Source organism: Saprospiraceae bacterium (assembly GCA_026129545.1).
Lineage (GTDB): Bacteria > Bacteroidota > Bacteroidia > Chitinophagales > Saprospiraceae > M3007.
This window is the reverse complement of record JAHCHX010000002.1, coordinates 587,616-612,169: the sequence shown is the minus strand read 5'-3', so window position 1 is coordinate 612,169 and position 24,554 is coordinate 587,616. Positions and strand designations below refer to the sequence as shown.

Here is a 24,554-nt window from a genome sequence, read left to right as displayed (position 1 = left end):
CTATGAAAAAACTATGCCCCCCCCTATGCAACAAATCCTGCACACTGTTGGCCCTTTGCGCCTTTATATTATTGCCCCTCTCCTTTGCCCCTTTTCAAACTTCCGCTTCCGAGTATGTGCTGCCGGAAAAAGCCTTGCGGGATTTCCTCAATCTCAAACAAGAAGACAGAGATGCTTGGGTCGGCAGGCACCAAGGCAAACCCTTGACTTTCGACAACGGAGAATGGAAGCCGCAGCACCGTTTTTATGTAGTGTATCGCGCGCTTCAATTGCGCTACTGGTTTGCAGTGCCGGAATCGGAACAAGGCAATTACCTGAAGCGGTTGGAGCAGATGGTCGAAAACCCATTTTTCGACAAAGCCCGAGACCAAGTCGTAGTGTATTCCTTCACTTTCGAGCCGGGCAAAGGCATCAAAGAAGGGGACTTGATACGCGACGGCATTTTGGCCGAAGGCATGAAGGACGACAAGCAAGGCCTGCAAAGATTCGGCGAATGGGCGGAGCGAAAAATGGGCGACATAGGCAAAATGCCCGGTGAGCCATCGGATGAAGAAGGCCTTGAGCGGGACAGCATAACCGCGGGCGAAACTGGCGACGAACTGGAAAGGAGGCTTGCCGGACTCATGGCAAACCGCGAGATAGGCGACGCCATGCAAAAACTCCGGTCAGAATATTTGAAAAAAGTCGGGCTTCCGAGTGGCGGGAAAGGACAGCCCAATGGTGACAATCAAACAAAACCGCCTAACGGAGAGCCTTCTTCAGGGCAAGGCAACAAGCCTCCTTCTCCGGGCGACGGGAAAGAAGGAGGTGGTAAAGACAAAGCCACAGCATCCGACGGCGGAAAAAAAGGTGGCGGCGACGGCGGTGGGGGCGGACCTTCGGGACCTTTTCCCATGAAGGTTTCTTTCAGCAAGTGGTTTGTCACCATGCTTGATATCGTCGCACAGTATTTTGGCATCAAAGAAATTTCCATGCAGATATTGGCGGTAGCCTACATGATAGCGCCGGAAATATTTGAGTATGTGGGTGAGTTCATGGTAAAGTTGCAGCACGCCGTCACGCCCAATTCACTCGATGATATGCTCAACAAAATAAACGACGTGGTGCAGCACATCAGGAAGTTCATCAAATATGCAGAGGCGGCCTATAGTCTGTTGAAAGACCCTAACTTGTTAAAAATAGTCGAAAAGGTTGACTGGAAAGATTTTGACCTTGAGAAAACAATTCGCGGCGGCGAAAAACTCGGCCTGATTCCTCCGCATGTGCTCCGCAAGATGGAGCAGTTCTTTCCCATGACGAAGGGCAAAATCCTGTCCGACCCCGAACAGCTGAAACGCTCGCTGATTGACTACGGCATCGGCAAAGCCAAAGAGCAAGCCCGCAAAATACCCGGCATCGGCGAGCGCATCAACTGGGACGGCCTCGAGACCTGCGTTCGGCAGCGCGACAAAACGGCTTGCGAAAACTACATGAAAGACCAAATGAAAAGCGCCGCAAAACAAAGTCTGCCCGGCGACTGGAAACGCTTCGGCGGAGCGGTTGACGCAGCCTTTGAGGGCAATGTGAAAGGAATGGGGCGAGAGGCACTTTTGGAAGAGTTCAAATACCGCACCGGGATTCCGGTCGGCGATGCCAAGCGTTTGTATGAATTGGCCGAAAAAAAGGATTGGGAAAACTTCATCAAAGAGTCTGCAAAAACCCAACTCCACCGTCTGCGACCCGATTGCCGCAAAGCCGCCGAGCAAGTGCTGAACGGGCAGCCGCATTCCAAAGAACAACTCTGGGACATCTCCCGCTGCATCCTGACACAAACCGGGAACACAGACCTCGCAAATAAAATAGAAACCTATGGCAGCCTGACATACTATGCCGCAGCAAAATCAGAGGAACTGACCCTGCAGTTAAAAACCGCGCTGCGCAACGCCCAAATCCCCGAAGATGCCATCCGCCGCCTGCTCGAAGGCAGCACCGACGACGCGCTGCGCGTGATGGCTCGAAGTTTTGGGTTCACAGCGCCTTCGGCCATCGAAGCATTTGTCGCGGGTGACCTCAACCGGGCCGTCGAAGAGCAGACAAAACACGGCTTGGTGCGCCGCGACCAGAAATACTATGAAGAACTGGGTCGTCAGATTCGGCAAAACACTTACAACCGCCTCCAACTGGCAAAGATTCTCACTGATGCGCTCCGCCGGGGAGACATTCTCACCACCTACAATCGAGGTAAATTAGAAGCAGATTCTTTAAAAAAATCTCTCAAATAAAAACACATCGCCATGAAAAAATGGACCGCAACCTTGCTATCCCTGCTGTTCGCCGGTGCTCTGCTGAACACCTGGGCACAGCGACAGCCCAAGTCAAAAAACAAATACATCCCCGCCTGCGAGTCGGATGAAGAGCGTTGCGCCAAATGCAAAATTTACCAACTCGAAAACAAATTGCTGGCAGGTGAGATAACGCAGGAACAATACGAACAAGGGAAGAATGAGGAGTTAGATTGGATTACAAAGCATTGCACCCGCGATACATCGCCCCCGCCCCCGCCAGACCCATGCTGGGGCAAGCGAAGTATCTATTCGGAAGCAAATAAAGAGGGACGTCGAAGTGGCGACATAAAGTTTAAGGTTTGTAGGAATGAGGCGACCCCTGACGGGGAGTGTCGCTCAACTGATGATTGTGTCTCTATCTTGGATGTTCAATTGTATTCGGATTTGGGAGATTCATCCCGCAACCAACCATTTGCAGTCACTTTTCTTTCCAAAGAAAATGTTGCTCCAGATTCGTATTTACCTTTTCTGCTCCCCAACAACCGAATGCAAGAGTGGTGTCAAGTTTCACCAAAAGCAGAAAAACCGTCGGACGAGTTCAGAATTTTGCTCCCCAGTGGAATGAGCGATTCGACTTGGATGGTTTATCCCGGCTCTAAGGAATTTTTGCCCGAGGTAAAAGCCAAGTGGTTCGATTATTATGACCCAAAGAAAAAGAACAAGTTTGTAATCAGTGTCTTGAATGATATTGCTACTATCTTCTCTAATGCGCCCCGCACCAAAATATTCAACCTCTCCAAAAAAGAACCGGACGAACTGGTGCTGGTGCTGCGCGGAGAATATAAGAGCAGCCCGTTTTTGGTTGCCACAGGCTACGCGGATGGCGGTTACTTAGGCACTTATGAGCCAGTCAAACTTGATGCAGGGGTAAAAGCAACCCGGGAGGCGCTCAGAGGATTGAACTTGAATAGATTGGACCCGCGCATCGAGCAGATGGTGTCAGACTGGCGAAATAAAAAAGGGACAGCGACAATCACCGCCATGCTTCCTGTCGAGCAAACGCTTAAATCGTCCCCCATTTCGGCCATTGGCAGTCCAAGCAATTCAGCCTGTGTCAGCGATGCGCTCTTGCGCGACATTTCATCATACGTCAACAAAAACTTGCTGGTTGAAAAAAATGGCAGCTACCATGTTTGGACATTTGACGATAAAAAAAAGGAAGTAACATGGCTCAAAAGCCTACAATTCAGCCCAAACTGCCACCTCAAACTGCTCGCCATAGCCGACCCCGATTTGCGAGTGGTAGCGTCTGCAAAAGACCCCGGCGACATCAACAAACTCCTTTTCTTCTATCACAGGAACCCGAACGTCCTCTACAGTTGGGTATGGAAAGGCGACGAAGCGCCAAAGCAGTATGAACTGCTGAGCGGGAGCCAGCAATTCGCGCTGACGGGGCAATCCGCTGAATCTTATGTGAAGGCATTGAAATCCGAAGCAAGCGATGCCGAGCGGCAATTCTTTCTCGACCGCGCCGACAAACCCGGCAGTTTCACCCTGCTGGATGTCTTCTCCGAAGAGGATATCGGGAGCCGGATTCTTCTATATGCCGACGAACCGCCCCAGATAGCGAAGGAAAAAGGCAACGTGATGGCCGCTGCCGTAAAACGCCTCTCAGAGAGCAACTTCACAAATTCTAAACTTCACTTCCTCATCACCGACGCTCAAAACGAGGCACTCGGCTGGAATGCCTTTAGAGCGCGCTATCACCAGAAAGGCTGGATGCGGGCCGTGTTCCAGCGCAGCTTGCTCAGAGAGCCGTTCCCACAGTTGGAATGTTGGCTGAGTTTTGAGCGCATGGGCGTGCTTAAGCAGCTTTCGACGGGGCAGCGCAAAGTCGCCGTGTATTTGCCCGAACCACACCGCCCTGCGTTCGGCCCGGCTGAGATGTCCTGTGTCGTCAGCACTATTGACGGCGACGAAATTATTTACAAACCGGGCGGAGCGCCACCCATCCACCTGCTTTTCAAAAACTGGCTCGCCTCAAAATGGGACGCCGATACTTGGCGCGCCAACCCCTTAGGCTATTTTGACCGCTGCAACAACCCTTCACTTTAAAAACAAAACGCATGAAGAATTCCTCGTTCGAGCGCCTGTTGCTCCGCATCTATGGAAGTAAAAAATCCGGCGAGTCGCCGCTGGATTTGCCCAAATCCTCTGTCCGCATCCTCTTCGTTATTTCATTTGCCTTAGCCATAATTTTAAGCAATGCCTTTCTAAGGCTTCTTCATTTTTTCACTTTGAGACAATTGGAAAACACCGCCCTGACCGTTTCATTTGCCGAAGACAATTTGGCCGAAGGGGTGAGAAAACTCTTGCCGCCGGATTTGCAAAAGAAAGTAAGGGCAGTTGATAGAGGACAATATCCTGAAATCGCAGAATTGCTGAACGACACAACTATCACGTTTGAGGAAGCGAATATTTACCTCCAGCAAATAATAGAGAGCAATAAAAATTTTAATCGTGCGGTTGCAGGGGACATCACTCAATTCTTGTTTTTTATACCTAAATTTGAATTGATACAGCCGTCAGAAATACTTGGAGAAGACAAAAAACCGCAGACGATGGGCTCGAAATTAGAACAGGACAACCTCAAACGCTCTATAGCAATCGGGCTAATCAACAAATTCAGAAAACCGCTCACCGCCAAAGGCTACTTTACGTCCCGTAGGCTCACCCAAGCATTTGGGGGCTACATTCAGTTTATCACGTTTGTGCTGGCGATATGGGGCTTGCTGCTTATCCAATTCCGACAAGGCTGGTGCAACCTCCAAAACAGAGTCATCTCGCAAGGCCACTTGGCACAAGATGCCAGCCGAAATCAGCAAGTCTGGGACTTTTTGCACACGCCAGTCAACGAAAAATCCCTTTTGTCCGACTATCATGAAAAGTACGGAGACAGTTTTGTCGTCATGCGCCTGTTGGGCGATGCCATTGAAATGAAGTCTCAAAATCTTGACACCTCGGCCAAGAGTTTTGTCAACGACCGGATAGATTTGATGGAAGCCACCGTGCAAAAAGGAGAGTACCAATTGATTGATTACATCAACTACGCCGTGCCCAACTTGGGTTTCATAGGCACTATACTGGGCATCATTATGTCCATGGCAAACGTGGTTCAAATCTTAGAATCTTCCGGCCAACTCGACATGGTCGAAGCCTTTGAGAAAGTAGGCGGCTCATTGGGGCTGGCATTCGATACCACCTTTGTGAGCCTTTTTTGGGTACTCATTCTCAGTTACCTACTTGCGCGGTTGCAGAAAAACGAAGCCGATATGTTCGAGTCGCTTCGAGACAAGAGCACGCTTTTTCTGAAATATTACTGGCAACCCATTCACAAAGTCAAATAAGCATGGCAAAAAAAGAAGCATTTGGCTTAAGCCTCTTGGATGTGTTGAGCAATGCACTTGTCGCAGCTATTGTGCTGATGATGATTTCCGCCACCTTTGTCAAAGTGCTAAGCGAGTTGGAAGAGACAGAGGATGTGGCAACAGGAGAAAGCGAAGTCCGCTCTGCCATAGAATTCAAAGAAGTATCTGACCCGCTGCGGGGTGCGCGCCAATTGAACATTGCTTTAGAATTGTTTGGTGGGAAGCCTGACGTAGTGAGAGTTTCATATCGGGCAGCCGCTGTTAGTGATGCGACGAGGTGTATCAACATTGCTCAAGGCGTTTACAAAAAACATTATTGGCTCGTCACGCGCGATTGCAATTGGCAAGAGGGCGAAGAATGGCACATCATCCTCGATGCGCCCAGCCCCGACGCGGTTCCCGACAGCATCGGCATCCATGCCAATTTCGGATTGGTGCCTGTTCGATTAGACCCCGACATTCGGATGTATAAGCCAACTGTCAGAAGGACTGGCACTTTGAGGCTTGTCACAGTCACCGAACAAGAACGCATACCAGAAATTTCAAATTGAAATGAAAATCCGTATCGCAAAATTTCTGCTCAAACCCAAAGCCGCCATAGGCGTTTCGCTGCTCGATGTCATCAGCAATGCCTTGGCCAGCATCATACTCATTTTTTTTATTCTGGTGGCCATCCGGGCGCAGCCTCCCTCTCCCGAACGGATGTTGGGCATCCTCGTGGTCGATTATGAGATACAGACCACCGAGCGCCCTGATATTCAAATATTCTTAAAAAAACCAGCCCAAGGGGTCGGCAACTACCTCTTTAACGACGGAATTGAAGCACTTAAAACGGGAGAAGTTGACTCGATTCCCGGAATTTGGGCTCATGCGGTAGTAATGTCCGTGCCGGGAAAAGAGAACTACATCCGGCGCATTATGTACATGAATCCCGAAAAAGAGGGAGAATGGACAGCAGGAATCATTTTCTCTGACCATACTCGCTACACCTACAACGACTACAAACCTTTCGCAACCTTAAAAATCCGAGCGCACTTCGTCCAGCGCGATAACCTCCCAAGACTGGAAACCAACGTGGATTCGATAACTGTGCGTTTCCCGACCCAGCGTTGCGAGGTCAAATTCAAATTGCCAGAATACCCGGTGTCCGACTAAATCTTCCACACATCAAATTCTTGAAAAATGACAAGAGAAAAAGCAGCAAAAATTATTGGATGCTCGCCAGATGACCCCGCTTCGGAGATTGAAAAAAAATACAACCTCCAACGAGAAAATTATAAGTTACAAATAGACAAAGCCAATGACCTGCCCACTGCTGTACAGGATAGCCTAAAAAAAGAACTGCAAAATCTGGAAGAGGCGGCCAAACAACTTATCCCCTCTGCGATTGCAGAAGCAGCCCCTCCTATCGTTGGGCAAGCACCTCTTGTCAAAAGAATTAAGCGAGATGTGTCAAAAGAGATTGTCGAAAACGTTGCATCAAAAATAGACGCATTTAAATTCTGGGTGTTGAGGGGGATGGAGAAAATTCCAAGCAACTTATTCCTTTTGCTTTTTGCAGTTTTGATTGCTTGGATTGCGTATCTTCATGTTAAATTTTTTTCGTAGACCCTAATGAACGCGGCTGCATATTAAATCCTCACCCCGCCCACCCCTCTCTATCCAAACTCCTGTAATGAATCGCCTCCGCCAAATCCTCGATGCGGATGTCGGGGCTGCCCGCCAAATCCGCAGCTGTGCGTGCCACTTTCAGGATGCGGTCGAAGGCGCGGGCAGAAAGTTGGAGGCGTTCCATAGCCGTTTTCAGGAGGGTCAGCCCCGCGTCATTCAGTTGGCAGACCTCGCGCACCATGCTGCTTGGCATTTGAGCGTTCGAGTAGATGCCCTTCAACTCCTTGAATCGCGCGGCCTGCACCTCGCGGGCACGCAGCACTCGCTCCCGGATGTCGGCACTTGTCAGTTTGGGCGGCTCGGTGTTGGTGAGTTCCTCAATTTTTACGGGAGTGACTTCCACATGCAGGTCAATGCGGTCGAGCAGTGGCCCCGATATTTTTGACAGATAGCGTTTCACGACCCCGGGGCCGCACACGCACTCTTTCTCCGGGTGATTGTAGTAGCCGCAAGGGCAGGGGTTCATCGAAGCCACGAGCATGAAACTCGCGGGATAGTCCACCGTCACTTTTGCCCGGCTGATGGTGACGCGGCGCTCTTCCATCGGCTGACGCATCACTTCGAGCACTTGGCGTTTGAACTCCGGCAATTCATCGAGAAACAGCACTCCGTTGTGCGCGAGGCTGATTTCGCCTGGCATGGGGTCGGAGCCGCCGCCCACGAGCGCCACGTCGCTGATGGTGTGGTGCGGCGCACGGAAAGGCCGGGTGGTGACGAGCGAAGCATTGTCGGGCAAAATGCCGGAGACCGAGTGGATTTTGGTCGTGTCCAAAGATTCATGCAGCGTGAGCGGCGGCAGGATGGTCGGCAACCGCCGGGCAAGCATCGTTTTTCCCGCGCCGGGCGGCCCGATGAGGATGACGTTGTGGCCTCCGGCGGCGGCGAGTTCGAGCGCACGCTTGATGTTTTCCTGACCTTTCACGTCGGCGAAATCCACGTCGTAGATGCTGGCATTTTGGGCGAATTCTTCCCGTGTGTTGACAATCAGGGGCTTAATCTCAGATTCTCCCGCCAGCACCTCTATTGCTTCGCGCAGATTTTCCACGCCGTAGATTTCCACGTCGTTGACGATAGCCGCCTCGCGGGCGTTTGTTTTGGGCAAAATAAATCCCTTGAATTTTTCTTTTCGCGCCTGAATCGAAATCGGCAAAGCGCCTTTGATGGGTCGCAAAGAGCCGTCGAGCGAGAGTTCGCCCATGATGAAATATCGGTCGAGGCCGTCGGGCGGAATCACGCCCGAGCCAGCTAGCATCCCGATAGCAATGGGCAAATCGAAAGCCGAGCCTTCCTTGCGGATGTCGGCGGGGGCGAGGTTGATAATCGTCTTGAGTCGCGGGAGGCGTATGCCTGAGTTCTTGACAGCGGCTTCGATGCGGGGCAGGCTTTCTCGCACGGCGCTGTCGGGCAGGCCGACGATAAAAATGCCCGGCTTTTCGGTGTTGCCCACCGCGCCGCCTGTGTTGATTTCGACGGTAATCATCTGGGCATCAACGCCGTGAACGGCTCCGGCGTAGGTTTTTACGAGCATAGGGAGGCGAGTTTAGATTGTAAAAATGGGGATTTGAGGGGCGGATAAAGGTAGGAAAAGTTGGGAATGGAAGGGATGTGTTTGAAACAAACCTTATTTTTGGCCGAAGATTATCAAAACAAATTCTTAGAGTACTGCAAGTCAACAGTTCTCTTTGAAATTGCAGTATCTCCACACGCGGCGGGGCTGTCAGGTCAAGACTTGGCTCCCCTAATTTCAAAAAGGCCCCGTCAACTTATTGCCTCCACATCCTCCACGAATGAGGAACCTTTCACGACCCGCTAACCGCGTCGTGGGACAGGCGGCTTTCACGATACTTCACGTTAGCAAAGGGTTAAATCCACTGCATTTTTCTGGCGGCTTGTACCAATCTGCGCCGGTCGCCGTTTTGTGGAGCAAACACACAACCTACACACACTTTCGTATGAAAAATCTGTTTTTTGCAATCGGTTTAATCCTGCTCTCCCACACGGCGTACGCGCAATTTTCCATCGGCATCAAAGGTGGCATGAACACCCAAGTCAACAAACCGAAGGACATCATCGTCGGTGGGGGCGACACGGCTTTTGATTTTGGCGTGGACAAAGTCAAGTTCGGCACGCAATTCGGCTTGTACGCTCGCATTGGCGACAAGGTGTTTTTCCAACCAGAGATGATTTTCAACTCGAACCGGACGGACTACAAAATCGGCGAGTCCAGCGTCGGCGAGGTCATCAGAAACGAGCGGTATCAGTATCTGGACTTGCCTTTGTTGGTGGGCTTCACGGCTGGCCCGGTGCGTTTTCACGGCGGCCCGGTGGGGCACTATTTCCTCAGCAGCAGGTCCGAGCTGACCAACTTCAATGGTTACGCGGCGCGTTGGAAACAAATGACTTGGGGCTGGCTGGCTGGCATGACCATCGGCACGGGACGCATTTCTGCCGATATTCGCTATGAGGGGAATTTCACCAAACAAGGCGACCACATCACGTTCTTCGGCGACAAATACCATTTCAGCAACACTCCTTCGAGGCTGATTGTGGGTTTGAACATCGCGCTTATCAAGTAATCTGCCGAAGTGCTCTGCACACCCGTTAAAAATTACGTCATTGGTCCATGAAGCGTGGCTGGGGGATTCCCCGCTGCGCTTTTTTTGTTTCGTCATCAAGCAGCGCGGTTTGGCGATGTAGTCGCCTGTTGGTCGTTCGCCTGCCGCAGCAAAACTGTCGGGTAAATCCTACTTTTGCCCAAATTGCCGACTCAACACATATCGCCATGAACGCCTCTCACTGGTACGCCTTCGCCAAATCGCTTCACCTCATAGGTATGGTCTCCTGGATGGCCGGGATGTTCTACCTCGTGCGTGTCATGGTGTACCACGCGATGGCTTTGGAACGAGAAGAACCCACGCGCAGCACTTTGGCCGAGCAGTATGCGGCAATGGAATGGAAGGCATACAAAATCATTCTCCAGCCCGCCATCGTCATCACTTGGGCTTTTGGGGTGGTGATGTTGTTCATCCAGCCAGCGTGGTTGAGGGAAGGCTGGTTCCATTTGAAGCTGGCGCTCTTGGCATTGTTGAGCGGCTACACCCACTCGTTGAAGAAACATATCGGTCAATTGGAGACTGGGGTTTCCCGGTTCAATCACATCCACTATCGGGCGTTGAACGAAGTGCCGACGATTTTTTTGGTGGCCATCGTCTTTCTTGCGGTATTCAAATCTCGCATTCACTACGCTGCCCTGTCTATTGGTTTGGCGGTTTTCACGGGGCTGATTGCATGGGGGATAAGGAAGGCCAATCGAAAGCCTTAGCGAATGTTACTCGCCTCGATACCATTTTCTCAAAGTGTTCTCGCCCAATTTTCCCTGCGGGGTGTAGTCTCTTTCTGGGTAACCTTCGTGGCCGCGCATATTCGGGAACCACTTCCAGAGAAAGCCGCCTGCCCACCAGTGTTCGTGCTGAAAAGTCGAAAAAATCGCCTCGTAGCAGTTGGCTTGCGCCTGTTCGTTGATGTTGCGTCGCTTGATGTCGCGCTCCAGTTCCCAATTGCGCCATCCGCTGCTGTCCACGCTCAAATAACCAAATTCCGTGAACAAGATGGGTCTGTTTTGTTGCTTGCTGTATGCGCGCAGCCGTTCTTTAATCGGCTCCCAAGCGGCTTTTAGCTCCTGCACGGTTGGGGTGGCGGCGGCCACGAGTGGGAAATACCCGCCGAGTCCGATGCAATCCAATTCGGCCCAGAACGGCACCTTGTCCCAGTCGTCCCAGTTGGCGGAGTAGGTTAGTTTGCCTTTGTAGGTTTTTTTTATTTTTTGAATCAATTGGTGCCAATACTGTGGGCGTTGCTGAATGGCAGCGTTGAATTCGGTGCCGATGCAAAACATATCCACTCCGGTAGAGTCTGCCAATGCTGCGAAACGCAGGATGTAGCGCTCATAAGTTTTTTCCCATTGCTCCCAATCCTCGTTGCTTTGAAAGGCAAGTGTCCCCGTCCATGCTCTGGGAATCCAGACCTGAGGCTTGAGCATGACTCGAAGGTCAGCCTCGTGTGCCAGACGGATGCTCTCTCGCGCGCCTTCCGGTCGTTCGCCCCACCATTGGCCGCTGTGTTCGTTAAAAATGACATCAGGGGTGCCGGGTCTTAAAAAAGCGTAGGGCACGATGGCTATCCAATTGGCCCCCACCGCTCGTACGGCTGGCATGGGGTTGGCCGGGAATGGCTCTGGTGGCGCCACGAAGGTGAGTCCGTTCATTCGCCCAAAAGGCAGTGTTGCGTTGGGGGAAGATTGGCTCAACACCTCTGGGATGGGCGGCAACACGGATGATTGTTTCGTGGGCGGCTGGGTGCAAGCCACGAGTAGCGGCATCAGAGCAAGGAGGGTGAGGGATATTGTTTTCATAAAAACAACCAACCCCGTCGGGGTGTGTGCCGACGGGGTTGGAAAGGTAGGGCAAAAGTGAGAGACAAGCGTCAAGATGTTCGCATTCGTGCGGCGATTCGGGCAGCCAAGTCGCTCATCTCGTCGGGCGACATTTGCACGGGTTCTTTGCCGAACGAGAGGTCGGAGATGGAATTGAGCGGGATAAGATGAATGTGCGCGTGCGGCACTTCCAAGCCTACCACAGCGGTGCCGATGCGCTGGCAGGGCACCTCTTGCTCGATGGCTTTGGCCACGATTTTGACAAAAAGCCAAAGCCCCGCATACAGCTCGTCGTCCACATCGAAGATGTAGTCAATCTCTTTTTTGGGAATGCAAAGCGTGTGGCCTTTGGCCTGCGGGCGCACGTCGAGAAACGCGAGGTAGTCCTCGGTTTCCGCTACTTTGTAGCAGGGTATTTCGCCTTTTACGATGCGAGAAAAGATGCTTGGCATGGTAGCGTAGTTGGGTATTTGTGAGCAAAGGGAAAATTTATCCGATGGAGATATCCACGACTTTGAATTCCATGGCTCCGCCCGGGGTCTGAATTTTTGCGACATCCCCTTTTACTTTGCCCAACAGCCCTTGGCCGATGGGAGAAGTGACGGATATTTTCATCTGCTTGGCATCGGCCTCGGTTTCCGATACCAGTTTGTAAGTCATCTCCTTGCCAGTCTTCATGTTTTTGATGGTCACGTTGGAGAGGATGGCGACTTTCGAGTCGTCCAGCTGTGTTTCGTCAATGACGCGAGCATTGGCAAGCACCGTCTCCATTTCGCTGATTTTCATTTCCAGCATTCCCTGCGCGTCTTTGGCGGCATCGTATTCGGCATTTTCCGAAAGGTCGCCTTGCGCCCTTGCTTCGGCGATGGCGCGTGCCGCTTCTTGGCGTCCGGTTGTTTTTAATTCCTCGAGTTCGGCTTTGAGCTTGTCATAACCACTCTGCGTCAGATACGTGTAGTTAGCCATTTTAAAAAAAATTGAAATTGAGTGAATTCGATTGCGTGTTGTGACAGCCTTGATAAGGCTGAAAAAAGGTTTACCAAACGCTGTGCGTCGAGTAAACCTTATTTCGAGAGTCGGGCAGAAAAAACAGGAACGTTTCTACCGGGCAGATAGAAACGTTCCTGTGTTTGCAAAAGTTGCGGCAAAGTTACGACGCATTTGCCAAGACGGGAAAATTATCTCCCGTTTTTTTCGCGTCGTGTGGCGGTTTAGAAATCGAGGCGCACGCCAAGATTGTGGATGCCGTTGAAAACGCGCGTGTGGCGATAGCCATAGTCGAGTGCGATGCGTGTGTCGGAATCTTTCTTCACGGGAAGAGAGACACTAAAGCCACCGCTGAGGCCATTGTCGAGGGTAGCTTCGGTGGAGTTGGCATCGAACTCGTGTTTGTAGCCGGCGCGCAGCGAGAAGAGGTCGCTCAGGGCAAGCTCCAAGCCGCCGCCCACTTGGTCGCGGGAGAAGGCGTTGGAAGTAAAGTTGAGCACCATAGTCAGGCGATTCGTGCGGCCCAGCAGCCAGTCGTACGACATTCCGATATTGAGCTGCGAGGGCAATTCGAAGGCTGCCGAGCGCTCATAGTAGGTGTTGTTGTACGGGAAAGTCGGGCCTGGATTGGGCAGTGATTTGGAGAGACCTTCTCCCCGAAACTGCATTCTCGTGCCGACGTTGCGCAGCGAAATGCCAAATTTGAAATTGTCTTGTTCGCCCGTCACATACTGCACGCCTGCATCCAGCGCGAAGGCGCTGGCACGTGCGTTGGTGATGGCCTCGTTGACAAATTTTGCCGTGACACCCACGCTCACCTTGTTGGAAAACAGGTGTGAGTAAGAAATTCCCATGTTGAAGAAAGAAGGGCTGAACGTGCCGCCCGTGCCCTCGGGAGTGTCTTCGGTGGTGAGAATCAGGTCGCCCATGTCAAATGCGACGAGGTTGAAGCCGAAAGCGCCTCCTTTGCCGACGCGCTGGCTGAAGCCTGCGGCGTTGATGCCGATATCGGCTCCAGAGAGGTAGCGTGTGTGGCCAAGCTGGATTTGGGTTTTGTTGATGCGAGCAAGACCAGCCACGTTCAAGAAGATGGCCTCTCCGCCAGCGATGTTGGCCGTGTTCATGGAGTGGAGGCCAGCGCTCCTTGCCCAGGGGTTGATGAGCAGTTGATTGGCTCCTGCCTCACCTTGACGGTCCGGGTTGCCTGCAAAAGCAACGCCTGTGAGCAACGACAGGCAACATGTAAGCAGGTAGGTGTATTTATGATTCATGATTTTCTTTTTAAAGAATGAAACAGTGAAATGATGCGCGATGAATGTCAAGTGTCAACTTAGAGGTGTTTTCTCTGACGAAAACACTTGCCATTCATCGCTGCATCGCGGAAGCATTACAAACCTGACGGGTCGAACTGTCGGGCTATGCCAAACCATTTGATGGTTCGTTCGCCCATGTCAGGTGCGTTCACGTGTATCAGGTACACACCACTTGCCACTGGTATGCCTTTGTTGTTTCTCAAGTCCCATTCAAGCGCGTCTGAGATTTGGCGGTAGGGCGCGTAAGTCTCGGCACGTTGATATTGACGGATGAATTTTCCATCCAGCGAGTAAATCGTCACGGTGCAAATGCCTGGCAGGTTCGTGATTTTAATCGTGTTGGTGAACTGCGAGGTCTCATACTGCGAGAAGCCGTAGTACGGGTTGGGCACCACTTTGATAGAGTCCAGTGCGTTGCCTACCTGCACCTGAGTGAGCGGCAGCGATTCGCGGTCCTTGATGGTGAACTGATACCTCGGATGACCAGTCTTTTTGCCACCGTCGTTGTCGTTGAACCAAGTTTGGTAAGGGCGAGCAGTGCGCAATTTGATAGTGGTTTCGTTCGGTATCAAGCCTTCGCGCAGCGGCCTCAGCTGGGTGCCCGTCGAAAGTTGAATCATGCCACACCAGTCTATGTTGGCGATTTGCTGCACTTTGAAGGAGCCAGCGCTGAACAGCTCAGGTGTGATGCGTCGGCGGAGTGCCTCGCACTCGTCGTAGGGAGTGTTCATCACATACACAAAGTGTTGGCCGCCCATGATGAAATCCCAAAGAGAAGTAAAACCACCCGTTTGGCGCAGTGCTTGGTCAGTAGGATTCCAGAGCATATCGCGGCCCGTGAAGGCTGGGTTCAAGGCCCTGCTGTAGCAAGAGTTTTCACCAAAGAAGATGTTGAGCCTTTGGCCTGTTTCCACATCTATGGCATAGCCCGGGAACCAACCCATGCCCAATAGGGGCTGCCCGGCATCAGGCGCACCGGGAGGTGCCACTGCGCCGTCGGGGTCTGGCAAGCCGTCGTTGTTAGCATCGTCTTTGCCTACGGAGGGCGCAAAGCGCGCGTCGAAGGATACCCTTCTTCTGCCTGCGGGGCTTTCCGTTTGCAATGTTGGGTCTTGGAAAGCGGCATATTCGGGCGATGTGTAGAGCCAGGAGGCCGTTTCGACCACCACGCAGCGACTCCACTTGCTCTTGTCGCTCGTCAGCACAATATCCACGTTTCTCAACCGGCCAAGCTTGTTGCGGCGGGCGGTTTCATTGCCGTTGGCTGTCGCATTCAAGACAACCGAGCCGGCTTTCTCCGTCCATGCCGGGGTGAAGAAGGGTCTAAAAGTGTCATTGATGGCACCTAACCTCCAGTCGCAAAGCACATAAGGCACAAACCACCCGTTGCCGAGCGTGGAGAGGCGCTTGTTGGGGTCTAAGGGATTGTCAACGGTGTTGAAGCCAGTTTTCACGAAATCAAAAATCCCGTCGTCTTGGTCAGGATAGCCAGCGAGCCACGGCAAGTTTGGATTGGCGTACTCGATTTCCGCACCGATGGCGCCGTTCGTTTCGTCGAGCAGCGGCCTGCTCCCTGTTGGGGGTTGTTGAGCGATACTCACCGAGAAACCGTATTGTGCGACGATTTGCTCGTTGATTTCGTTGATGGTGCGTTCGGCAGCGATGACTTCACCATTGGGCAAACGCCTCAATTCCCATCGGGCCGTGTCTCTCAGCACCGCATCCGTATTGTTGTCGTCCACAAAACGCAGTTCGTAGTCGCCATCCACTACTTCAAATGGATTGAAAATGGTGACGGCAATGGGGCCGCGGCCCAGTTTGTAGGTCAAAACGGAGTCAGTTAGTTGCCCGGTGATGATTCGCTCGCGCGTGATGCTGTCAATGTCGAGGAAATTGCCACCATTGCCCGCACCTTCCAAACGAGTAATCACCACGCCGTCGCCATAAGAGGACTGGAGGGCTTGGTCCACGATAGGACGCGGGATAACGGTGATGATGCTGATTTGAGTGCCATCGTAATTCTTGCGGCTGGGTATGTATGGGCGTTGTTGGCCAGTCGCGGGGGATGCCGTCGGGTTGAAAGTGTCGTAGTTGTTGTGGCCGTAGGCAATCACCGCGAAGTAATACTTCTTGTGATTGATGAGGCGCTTGTCGTCGCTGGCGGCGAATTTGTCGTCCTTGATGCTGAAAGTGTGCCGAATACCCTTGTTTTCTCCTTGCACTTGCAGCACGGGGATGTAGTAGGGTTTCGTCGGGTCAGCGGGATTGAAAGTCTCAGTCCAGTTGTACAGTGTGCTTACACCATTGCGAATATCCACCTGATAGACCAAACGGCTTTTCGCAGGGTCGGTCTCGAATTCTGCGTTCGACACGTTTGGGTTAATCAATTGGAAAATTTTGTAGCCCTCAAATTTGTACTTAATGGATTCCCTAACAGCGGGGTCGGGGCTGTTTTTGAGTGAGTCTGGTGCAAAAATATCTTCAATTGCATAGGCTTCGTCAACGTTGTTGGAAGGCTCTGGGTTGGTGAGCACCGCCACGATTTCTTGGTGCAGCTCTATCCAGTCCACTTTGGGCGCGTCTGGGCCTTCTGGTATCTCAAAGCAGTTGTCGAACAAGCCTTGAGCTAATTTGTCGGCACGAAGCAAGTTCTCCAAGTCAGGACACGGATACTGAATATCTGGCACCCACGGCACCCCAATGATGAGCTCGTTCACGGCACCCGGCTTGAGTGTGAAGGGGCCGGATGCTTGCAGGGTGCGGCGGTCGCCGAATGCAAGGTTGGCAGTACACATGGACCAGCCATTTGCGTTGTTTGGTGGGTCGGTCAGCGCGTATCTGAGTTCCGCGCCGCCGCTTTGATAGCCGCTGCCGCCGTAGGTAAATGGCGAGCCATCTCTCCAATAGCCCGTTAGGTAGCGATAGAACTCGAGCGGAAGTTGTGGGTCAGTCATCGCTGCTGGCCAAGAGCCAATGCCTGGATTGTTGTAATAGATAAAGGACGACATGCCAATTTCTTCGCCAAAAGTATCCAACGGGCCGCGGAAGTAGTCCACTCCAAGGATGGGCACTTTGTCGCAGTAAGTGGCTACGTTGCCCTGACACTGACATCCATTGGTGCCATCGAGCGGGTCTTGGTTATAGACGTACATGAGGTTGTTTGTGGTGTCGCAACCCACATAGTCATCCGTGTAGCAGCCCAAATCTGCGTCCACCCACATCGCAAAGAAGGTGGAGTCAATGCGGTCGAGTGCGCGGTTGATGAGTTTGTAGCGTTGGAAGGTCATGTCGTTCAGTTCGTCGTTGGTAACGTAGCCGAACGACTGCACCTGCACCTCCATCTGAATTGGGCTACCCTGCGTGCGGGCGTGCACCGCGCCACCGCCTTGGTCGTTGTAAATCCAGAAAATCATCTCATCCGGGAAACGGTCGAGTGGGCAACCGCGAATCTCTATGGAAGGATAGTCGCCTTCGAGTGGGTCGTAGTAATCGTCAGCCTCGCCAGCGTCGAAGAAGCCAGCTAAGGCCTGTTCGGTGTCGGGTAGCGAAAAGCCCCATACGTCAGCGAAATAGGGGTTGCCACGGGCAGGCCAACCTTTCACGCCTCTTGGGATGGCATCCTCACTCAGGTTGCCATTGGCGAGGTTGGCCAAGTGACGGCGGATTTCTTCACCCGTTACTCGAAAGTGGCGGTCCCAGTTGCTGCAAGTGGAACCTTCGGTGAGGCCCAATTCGCTGAGAGGACCGGGCCAAAAATCATTGGCACCGCCTGAGCGATAGTCCTGACAAGCCAATTTGAGATTGCCCGCGGGGTCAACGCCACCGAGCCAGACAGAACCCGCAAAGATGGACGATACTTCACGTTGGCCAGTGGAAACATCCACTTTTGGCACGATATAGCGCCCATCGGTAAAATCCCACCAACAGTCGCCGCCACCCAGCAAACGAGCACGCACGTTGTTGATTTCTTGGTCAATCTGCGAGGTGGAGCCAGCGCAGATGGTGCGGTACTTCACTTTTTGTTCGGAGGAAGGCTTGCGATAATTGTCCGGGACGTGGGCGAATGTGCCACTCCAAACCAGACAAGTCATTATCGCTGCCATCCAGAGTCTGAAATTACGCATGACTTTTATTTTTTAGTTTTTAAGTTAAAATGATGGTAAGTGGAGGGGTTGAAAAATCTGAAAGGAGATTGTATTAGGCTCATACTTGCCTTTTCGTTTTTTCAACCCCTGATATTTTTAAAACTCGAACACGGCACCCATGTAGATGCGACGCGGCAGCGTGAAATTGTTGGGGTTGCGTACGCGCCAAGAATAAGCGTCCAAGAATGCCAACTGACTGCGACCAGTGTCCGGTATACCTTCCACGATGGACTGTCCTTGTGGAGTGGCCAGATAACCGTCGTCGGTCGGCGAGCCAGTCACGGGATATACACCAATGATATTTTGCGTGTTGAGCAGGTTGGAGACACGGACATATACGTTCAGGTTGAGCGGTTTTTTGCCCGCTCCCGACAATCCGAACGATTTGTCCACGCGCACGTCCATGTTGTATCTCCACGGCAAACGGTTGCCATTGATGGCGCCCAAGGTGCCTTCCCCATCAAAACGGACGGGAAGTTGCTTGGCGGTGTAGGGGCGGCCCGATACTGCGTAGGCTTGGATGTTCACGCCAAAGTTTGCCAAAACGTCCACGTTGCCAATGCGAGGCCCGTTGTAACGGTTGCCGTCGGAGAAGCGGTAGTCGAGGATGGCGTTGAGGTTGTGACGCTCGTCGAAGTCAAGCGGGTAGAGGGTGCGGATGTTGCCGCGATTGGTCAAGCCTCGCTGCGAATTGGCATTGGAGCCCGTGCCATCGGCAAACTGAAGCGTGTAGGCAATGCGCAGCTCCGTGTTGCGGATTCGGCGCATATCGTACTGCACCGTGAAACCTTTCACCGTACCAAAGTCAATGTTGCCGTAGGTGTTGTAGCGGCCAATGGTAGGTATGTAAAGAATGGTTTGGTACTGAATCATGTCGCGCATTTCGCGGTAGTAGGCCGAGAATTTTAGCGCGGAGTTCTGGTTGAGCCGTTGTTGGAAACCCACCTCATAATCCACCACGCGCTCTGGGCGCAGGTTGGCGTTGTTTTCGGGGGTGCGTCCTGGCACATAGAAGTAGAAGTAGTTGAGCGGGGTCACTTCCCAGTTGCTCGGCGGGCGCTGCACCAAGATGTCGTAGTGCGCGAAGAAGTTGGCATCTTCCGAAATTGGGAAAGAGAAGGCCAAGCGCGGCAGCCAGTTTACCTGGGGCGTGTAGTCTTGGAACGACAGGTCAGGGTTGAATCGAGTGTCCGTGATGTCATCGCCCGTGATGGTGTCAAATAGGAAAGGCGCCACGACACCGCCGCCAAAAATAAGATTGCCGTCGTTGGCTTGAGTGCCATCCGCAAAGTACCAAGTGTCGCCATTGCGGAACGCTTTGGGTGTTGGGTCTGATTGGCTATTCACATAAACCTTAAAGTCGTCGCCAATGCCGTTGGGGCGGTCTGGCACGCCTCCTACGGTTGCGTAGAAGTCGCGGGCAGACATCACTTGATAAAGCGAGTAACGGTCGCGCAGTACTTTGGTGTTCAGGTCGAAACGTTCTATGCGAAGGCCGAGCCTGAATATCATTTTGTTGAAAGTGAACTTATCCGTGATGTAAGCGGCTTGATACAATGGGCGAAGAGGAGCGACCGGGAAGTTGCGAACGCCCTCTCCGTCGCGGCTGGTGAAAAAGTCGTTGAACGTGACATCGCCGACAAGTCTTTCTCCCGTGTAAGTGTAGCCGTAGTAACCAATCAGTCGTTGGTCGGTCAGCTCGCGAGCGGAGAACATATCAATGTTCATCTGGTCGGGACGCAGGCCATCAATATTGAGGTTTGCCTCAGGTGCCACGCCCAATGCCTCGCGGATTTTCCGATAAAACCTGTTGTCGCCCAATTGGTTGGCGGGTATCACAAGGTTGCCATAGACATCCAGCCCGTTAACATTGCCAATCACATTGTTGGTGTCCAAGCCATTGAAGCCTACATCCACCAGCTGCCGCGCCAATATCCACAAGGAACTTTGTGGGTTGGAGCGTTCGGGCAAAATTGTCCAGTTGCGCAGGGTGCGCTGCTCGTTGAGCAGACCAAACTGGATATTGTGCGTGCCGGTGCGTCCCAACTTCAAGTCAAAACCCGCAGAAGCGGAAATGGTCATGAAGTCAGACTCGTTTTTGTTGTATTGGTTGTACACCAAGCCTGTGTTGGAGTGCATACCGCCCCATATATTGTCGTACACACCAGAAAGCTGGCCGTTGCGGGCATTGAAATCCCCGAAAGGAGTATTGTAAGCAACCAGTTCAGGGTTGGGGACGACACGTTGACCAGCGGCATTCAGGTACCCATAGTCATACCCCTCAAAAACTTGGGTGTTGCCGAGGTGCCGGATGATGCCATCGTCGCCCGGGCCAAAGAAGGGGACATAGGTAAAGTCGAAACGACCGATATAGCCATAATCGAAGAAATTGTCCTTGTGGCGGCGGTCGTAGGTCTCGTTGTTTTCACGTTCAAAGCCAAACTGCAATTGGTAGTTGGCATTGGTGATAGCCACCCCGCTTGCTTCCGAACCTGGGTCGCTACTGCCCAAGCGGTGGCGGAAACGAGCGATACCGCGCGAGCGGCGCTGATATTGGGTGGGGTTGTTGCGGGAGTTGAGCAGGCGCCATTGGCCCGGCGTGAATTGGTTTTCAAAATCCTTGAATGTGCCAGTCACACTGAAATCTATATTGTCCGTCAGCCGGAAGTCCAATTTTGCGGTCACGTCAATATCGCGGCGTTTTTCGTCGGGGCGATATTTCAGCGCGTTCACGCTGTCGCGTGTCAGGTTTTCCGCGGCGGAAATCACGTTGCCATTCTGGAAAATGATAGGATTGGCCTGCAAGCGGCCCAATACGTTGTCGGGGTCGAGCAGTTTGGCGCGTTCAGCATTCGCCACGGTTGGGTCGTCGCTGTAATACTTGGCCATGTCAATGCCAGCACCTTTTATCTGATAGACTGGAATGGCGGGCGGGTTGTCGTCTTTTTGAGACAAAAACTGGCCTGACAAACGGAACCCGACCAAAGTGCGAGAGGCACCGTTTTCAAGTCTTTTCTTCACGAGCGGGCCGCTGATGTTGGCTGTTGTCAGCAACCAACCGTAAGGGTCAAGCCCATAAGAGGTTTCTGCTTCCACAGCCCCGTGATACTCGCTGGCCGGCCCTTTGGTGACCACCGAGATGACACCACCCGTCACGTCGCCATACTCAGCGCCCAAGCCGCCCGTCACGACCTGCAACTGCTCTATGTCCTGCACCGGTGGCACTTGGCTACCATACACCCGGATACCATCTATATAATAGTTGGTGGCATTGGAGCGTGAGCCTTTGATGTTTACCTCGCCACCATCCACCGAAGTGGTACCTGCGGTCGTGGCCACGATGGCGTTGACGCTTCGTGTGGGAAGGTTTCTGATTTGCTCGGACGTGAGCGTTTGGCCACCCGAAGTTTTGTCTTGCTCGATAAGCGGAACTTTAAACTCGGTGATGACGACCCCTTCAATCACCACGTTGCTGGACATCACTTGGTCCAAGAAGGTGATTTGATTGGTGAGTACCCGCACACCACTTACCCTTTGCAGCGTGAATCCGGTGTAAGAGAACTCCACGTCGTAAGTCCCGGGGTCAAGCGGGGTGACGCGGTAGTTGCCATTGAAGTCAGTGATAGTGCCACGCACGATATCCGTGCCTTTCATCACTTTGACGGTAGCCCCAATCAGCCCTTCCCCGGTGTCATCCGTCACTTTGCCCTGCAAGACGGTCTGGGCAAACACGGCTCCGGCGCTGAGGAGCATTGCAATAGTTAATAGTAAAGAACGTACCATAGAACAGAGGTTAAGAAAGTGTTTCAAAAGAACACAATGACGAAATTGAGAATGCCTGCTTCCCAACGCCAGCCACCATGCACACTGAAAATTTCTGCTTGCTTTAATTGGTGAACGATTATTTCAAAAAGAGCCGCAATGATAGTGAAACCCTCATGCAGTCATCCATTATTGGCGAACAATGTTGAGATTTTACATTTCACCCCGACATTTTAGCGAATTTTTCCAACAAAATTTCCGCCATCAGTCGCTTCGACTCGTGCGTCCATCCGGCGATGTGAGGTGCCAACACCACATTGTCCAACGCATGAAGCCGTCCGTACAACCGGCTTTCAGCCTCCGAAAACGTGGGTGGTTTCTCATTTTCAAACACGTCGAGGCAAGCGCCGCCGATGCGGCCGTTTTCCAGCGCGGCCACCACTTCCAAAGTGTTGACACACGCCCCGCGCGACGTATTGAGCAATATGAACCCTCGCTTGCAGCGAGCTATGAACGGTTCGTTTATCAAATGCTTGGTCTCATGGGTTAGCGGCAAATGCAAGCTGATGATGTCGCACCTTGTTTGAATGTCGTCCAAGGTGGTCTCCTGCACCCACGGCATTTCAGCGGCGTATCCCTTAGGTTTATATTTGTCGTAAGCCAACACCGTCATTTCCATGCCGGCCAATTTGCGGGCAAACTGGCTGCCTGTGTGTCCGAACCCCACGATGCCCAACGTTTTGCCGCGCAATTCCCAGCCACGATTGGCCTCGCGTTGCCACACATTTTGCCGCACTTCGCGGTCGGCGCGGAGCAAGTTGTTGGCAAGACACAACAGCATTCCCAATGCTTGCTCTGCCACTGCGTTTCGATTGCCCTCCGGGCTGCTCGCCACGAACACGCCGCGTTCGACAGCGCAGGCCCTGTCCACGATTTCCATCCCGGAGCCAAGCCGACCGATGAAACGAAGCCGAACGGCGGTATCTAGAAAATCCCGGTTCACGAGGATTTTGCTGTTGATAATCAAACCCTCGTACAGCGGTATGACGCGGCGCGTCTCTTCTAAGGTGATGTCGGGTTGGAAGTCGCAGACGAACCCCCTTGCTGTCAAACCATCTATCAAAAGCGGATGGCAATCATCCGTGATTAGCACTCTTTTCATGCTAATTTTCGTCGAAAATAGGAGCCTTGTGAGATAAGGCAATTACAAAATGTGTGAATGGCTATCAGGAGTAAGTGAATGAACCGATTGAGTTCGTGAAAGAAATGCGCGAAAGTTGGTGGTTCGCCGGAGTAGGTGGAAATTTGCCCCAGCGTGGCGAAGAGGCGAGGTCGCCAAATGTTCGCTTGCTGGTTTCGGTCGCGCGGTCACCTGACGGCAACAGGCTCCATCAACTCACCTTTCCGCATGGCGGCAAAGATATTTAGACAAGGATATGAAGCACATCTTTTTTTTGACTCTGTCGGTTTTGGCGTTTTCTCTCTGCCAAACTACCCCTACCACCAAAAAACGTTCGCTCAGCTGCTACGTTCGCTACCTCGAGACAGAAAACCAGCTGCGCGCGGAAGCCACCATGCGAGAAGGGGATGCCCAACTGCAACCTACCCAACTGGCCGACGGCCTGCTTTATCAAGGCAAAGAAATGGATTTGATGACCACCCAAGGCATCAGCTACAGGTGGGAAGGGCCGTCAAAATTTCCCGCCAAGCATGTGTTCGCTTGGAAAGACGACAAGGGGCAACCGCAACAGTTTGAAATGAGCTTCTCGCCCATCCTCCAATTTGGGTTCGACTCCACAACGCTCTCCCGAAAACAACCGGCCAAACTCCGGTGGGAAGGCACGCCCTTGGAAAAAGGCGAGTCAATGGTGTTGCTCTGGGAAAATAGCACCCTGAACAAGACCGTCCCCATGGAAGTCATCAACCTCAGCAGCGAGGCAGCCATCGAGTTCCCATCCGTCAAAATCGCCGAACTTGACCCCGGCACCTGGACCTACTACTTGGTGCGGAAAAAACTCGTGAAGGCAAACGTGAACGGAGTGGCCGCAAGCGGCATCATCGAACACTACACGAGGAACGATACTGTTCAGGTAAAGTGAAAAGATGGGGGACAAGTTTTTGGAAACTTTAAAATTGCTTGAATACCAATTTTTTAGAAACAAAAATTTGATTTTTTTTCAAAAAAAATTCCTCACTTGGAACTATCCAAACCCACCCGCGGGTTTAGGCTGCAACGTATTCAAAACTGATTCCTCTCAACTTTCAAAACGACATGGTACGCACATTCAAAAATACGCAACGACCGAGCCATCGAAAAGCCCATCGGCTTTGGCACGGTGAGCGATTCGGTGCCATCTGTTTGGGCAAGCCCGCGATTGTTCCGGGCAGTCCCGACGACCATCCACGACTCTGACAGTCGCCCTGCGGCTGTCGGAGGAGCAGCCGCAAACCTCTCCTGATTTTTCATCTTAAAAAGACGGGTTTGCCCTGCGAACAGGGTCAAAACAGGTATGCGCTTTCGCATTGAGAGCATGGGTGATACTGACGGCGAG

The 24,554-nt window shown here is 52.4% G+C and carries 18 protein-coding genes; 9 read left to right on the top strand and 9 right to left on the bottom strand.

The features are described from left to right. Positions 1–2 precede the first annotated feature (2 nt). The 6 genes from KIS77_16905 to KIS77_16880 are packed head-to-tail and all read left to right on the top strand — an operon-like array spanning position 3 to position 7,300. Positions 3–2,261, top strand: coding sequence for a hypothetical protein (locus tag KIS77_16905; protein ID MCW5924005.1), 2,259 nt, complete (start codon positions 3–5; stop codon positions 2,259–2,261). Between the two features lie 12 nt (positions 2,262–2,273). Then, positions 2,274–4,379: a hypothetical protein gene (locus tag KIS77_16900; protein MCW5924004.1), complete on the top strand. Its 2,106-nt coding sequence runs from the start codon at positions 2,274–2,276 to the stop codon at positions 4,377–4,379. 11 nt (positions 4,380–4,390) lie between these two features. Further along, the gene (locus tag KIS77_16895) at positions 4,391–5,671 is read left to right on the top strand and encodes a MotA/TolQ/ExbB proton channel family protein (GenBank protein MCW5924003.1); all 1,281 of its coding nucleotides are present in this window, start codon (positions 4,391–4,393) and stop codon (positions 5,669–5,671) included. Positions 5,672–5,673: 2 nt separating this feature from the next. After that, positions 5,674–6,243, top strand: a complete 570-nt coding sequence (locus KIS77_16890; protein MCW5924002.1) for a hypothetical protein — start codon at positions 5,674–5,676, stop codon at positions 6,241–6,243. A gap of 1 nt (position 6,244) precedes the next feature. Further along, on the top strand, positions 6,245–6,847 hold the full coding sequence (locus tag KIS77_16885) for a hypothetical protein (protein MCW5924001.1): 603 nt from the start codon (positions 6,245–6,247) through the stop codon (positions 6,845–6,847). Between the two features lie 27 nt (positions 6,848–6,874). Then, complete coding sequence (locus KIS77_16880; GenBank protein MCW5924000.1) at positions 6,875–7,300, top strand: hypothetical protein; 426 nt, start codon at positions 6,875–6,877, stop codon at positions 7,298–7,300. A 31-nt stretch (positions 7,301–7,331) separates the two neighbouring features. On the opposite strand, the gene KIS77_16875 is transcribed toward KIS77_16880, so the two are convergent. Continuing rightward, the gene (locus KIS77_16875; GenBank protein ID MCW5923999.1) at positions 7,332–8,891 is read right to left on the bottom strand and encodes a YifB family Mg chelatase-like AAA ATPase; all 1,560 of its coding nucleotides are present in this window, start codon (positions 8,889–8,891) and stop codon (positions 7,332–7,334) included. A gap of 424 nt (positions 8,892–9,315) precedes the next feature. Between KIS77_16875 and KIS77_16870 the strand changes: the two genes are divergently transcribed. Continuing rightward, positions 9,316–9,939 carry a hypothetical protein gene (locus KIS77_16870; GenBank protein ID MCW5923998.1) on the top strand — a complete coding sequence of 208 codons (624 nt, stop codon included), beginning with the start codon at positions 9,316–9,318 and terminating at the stop codon, positions 9,937–9,939. Between the two features lie 206 nt (positions 9,940–10,145). Beyond that, positions 10,146–10,685, top strand: coding sequence for a CopD family protein (locus KIS77_16865; protein MCW5923997.1), 540 nt, complete (start codon positions 10,146–10,148; stop codon positions 10,683–10,685). Positions 10,686–10,691: 6 nt separating this feature from the next. On the opposite strand, the gene KIS77_16860 is transcribed toward KIS77_16865, so the two are convergent. The 7 genes from KIS77_16860 to KIS77_16830 all read right to left on the bottom strand — a co-directional run bounded on the left by KIS77_16860 (position 10,692) and on the right by KIS77_16830 (position 23,164). Continuing rightward, entirely contained in the window at positions 10,692–11,774 is a 1,083-nt protein-coding gene (locus KIS77_16860) for a hypothetical protein (protein ID MCW5923996.1), read from the bottom strand. A gap of 71 nt (positions 11,775–11,845) precedes the next feature. Further along, positions 11,846–12,247 (bottom strand): HIT family protein, encoded by a 402-nt coding sequence (locus tag KIS77_16855; protein ID MCW5923995.1) that lies wholly within the window; start codon positions 12,245–12,247, stop codon positions 11,846–11,848. A gap of 37 nt (positions 12,248–12,284) precedes the next feature. Further along, positions 12,285–12,761, bottom strand: a complete 477-nt coding sequence (gene greA / locus KIS77_16850) for a transcription elongation factor GreA (protein MCW5923994.1) — start codon at positions 12,759–12,761, stop codon at positions 12,285–12,287. A gap of 245 nt (positions 12,762–13,006) precedes the next feature. Continuing rightward, positions 13,007–14,053 carry a PorV/PorQ family protein gene (locus tag KIS77_16845; protein ID MCW5923993.1) on the bottom strand — a complete coding sequence of 349 codons (1,047 nt, stop codon included), beginning with the start codon at positions 14,051–14,053 and terminating at the stop codon, positions 13,007–13,009. Between the two features lie 116 nt (positions 14,054–14,169). Then, positions 14,170–18,219: a hypothetical protein gene (locus tag KIS77_16840; GenBank protein MCW5923992.1), complete on the bottom strand. Its 4,050-nt coding sequence runs from the start codon at positions 18,217–18,219 to the stop codon at positions 14,170–14,172. Between the two features lie 117 nt (positions 18,220–18,336). Beyond that, positions 18,337–22,023, bottom strand: a complete 3,687-nt coding sequence (locus KIS77_16835; GenBank protein ID MCW5923991.1) for a carboxypeptidase regulatory-like domain-containing protein — start codon at positions 22,021–22,023, stop codon at positions 18,337–18,339. A gap of 199 nt (positions 22,024–22,222) precedes the next feature. Next, positions 22,223–23,164 carry a hydroxyacid dehydrogenase gene (locus tag KIS77_16830; GenBank protein MCW5923990.1) on the bottom strand — a complete coding sequence of 314 codons (942 nt, stop codon included), beginning with the start codon at positions 23,162–23,164 and terminating at the stop codon, positions 22,223–22,225. Positions 23,165–23,438: 274 nt separating this feature from the next. Between KIS77_16830 and KIS77_16825 the strand changes: the two genes are divergently transcribed. Next, positions 23,439–24,101, top strand: coding sequence for a hypothetical protein (locus KIS77_16825; protein MCW5923989.1), 663 nt, complete (start codon positions 23,439–23,441; stop codon positions 24,099–24,101). A gap of 140 nt (positions 24,102–24,241) precedes the next feature. Here KIS77_16825 and KIS77_16820 read toward each other — a convergent pair whose 3' ends face one another. Beyond that, a complete protein-coding gene (locus tag KIS77_16820) occupies positions 24,242–24,526 on the bottom strand; it encodes a hypothetical protein (protein MCW5923988.1) in 285 nt (94 codons plus the stop codon). Positions 24,527–24,554 lie beyond the last annotated feature (28 nt).

Coding starts and splice junctions, on each gene's coding strand:
- KIS77_16905 (MCW5924005.1), top strand. CDS start 3: ATGAAAAAACTATGCCCCCCCCTATGCAACAAATCCTGCACACTGTTG.
- KIS77_16900 (MCW5924004.1), top strand. CDS start 2,274: ATGAAAAAATGGACCGCAACCTTGCTATCCCTGCTGTTCGCCGGTGCT.
- KIS77_16895 (MCW5924003.1), top strand. CDS start 4,391: ATGAAGAATTCCTCGTTCGAGCGCCTGTTGCTCCGCATCTATGGAAGT.
- KIS77_16890 (MCW5924002.1), top strand. CDS start 5,674: ATGGCAAAAAAAGAAGCATTTGGCTTAAGCCTCTTGGATGTGTTGAGC.
- KIS77_16885 (MCW5924001.1), top strand. CDS start 6,245: ATGAAAATCCGTATCGCAAAATTTCTGCTCAAACCCAAAGCCGCCATA.
- KIS77_16880 (MCW5924000.1), top strand. CDS start 6,875: ATGACAAGAGAAAAAGCAGCAAAAATTATTGGATGCTCGCCAGATGAC.
- KIS77_16875 (MCW5923999.1), bottom strand. CDS start 8,891: ATGCTCGTAAAAACCTACGCCGGAGCCGTTCACGGCGTTGATGCCCAG.
- KIS77_16870 (MCW5923998.1), top strand. CDS start 9,316: ATGAAAAATCTGTTTTTTGCAATCGGTTTAATCCTGCTCTCCCACACG.
- KIS77_16865 (MCW5923997.1), top strand. CDS start 10,146: ATGAACGCCTCTCACTGGTACGCCTTCGCCAAATCGCTTCACCTCATA.
- KIS77_16860 (MCW5923996.1), bottom strand. CDS start 11,774: ATGAAAACAATATCCCTCACCCTCCTTGCTCTGATGCCGCTACTCGTG.
- KIS77_16855 (MCW5923995.1), bottom strand. CDS start 12,247: ATGCCAAGCATCTTTTCTCGCATCGTAAAAGGCGAAATACCCTGCTAC.
- greA (MCW5923994.1), bottom strand. CDS start 12,761: ATGGCTAACTACACGTATCTGACGCAGAGTGGTTATGACAAGCTCAAA.
- KIS77_16845 (MCW5923993.1), bottom strand. CDS start 14,053: ATGAATCATAAATACACCTACCTGCTTACATGTTGCCTGTCGTTGCTC.
- KIS77_16840 (MCW5923992.1), bottom strand. CDS start 18,219: ATGCGTAATTTCAGACTCTGGATGGCAGCGATAATGACTTGTCTGGTT.
- KIS77_16835 (MCW5923991.1), bottom strand. CDS start 22,023: ATGGTACGTTCTTTACTATTAACTATTGCAATGCTCCTCAGCGCCGGA.
- KIS77_16830 (MCW5923990.1), bottom strand. CDS start 23,164: ATGAAAAGAGTGCTAATCACGGATGATTGCCATCCGCTTTTGATAGAT.
- KIS77_16825 (MCW5923989.1), top strand. CDS start 23,439: ATGAAGCACATCTTTTTTTTGACTCTGTCGGTTTTGGCGTTTTCTCTC.
- KIS77_16820 (MCW5923988.1), bottom strand. CDS start 24,526: ATGCGAAAGCGCATACCTGTTTTGACCCTGTTCGCAGGGCAAACCCGT.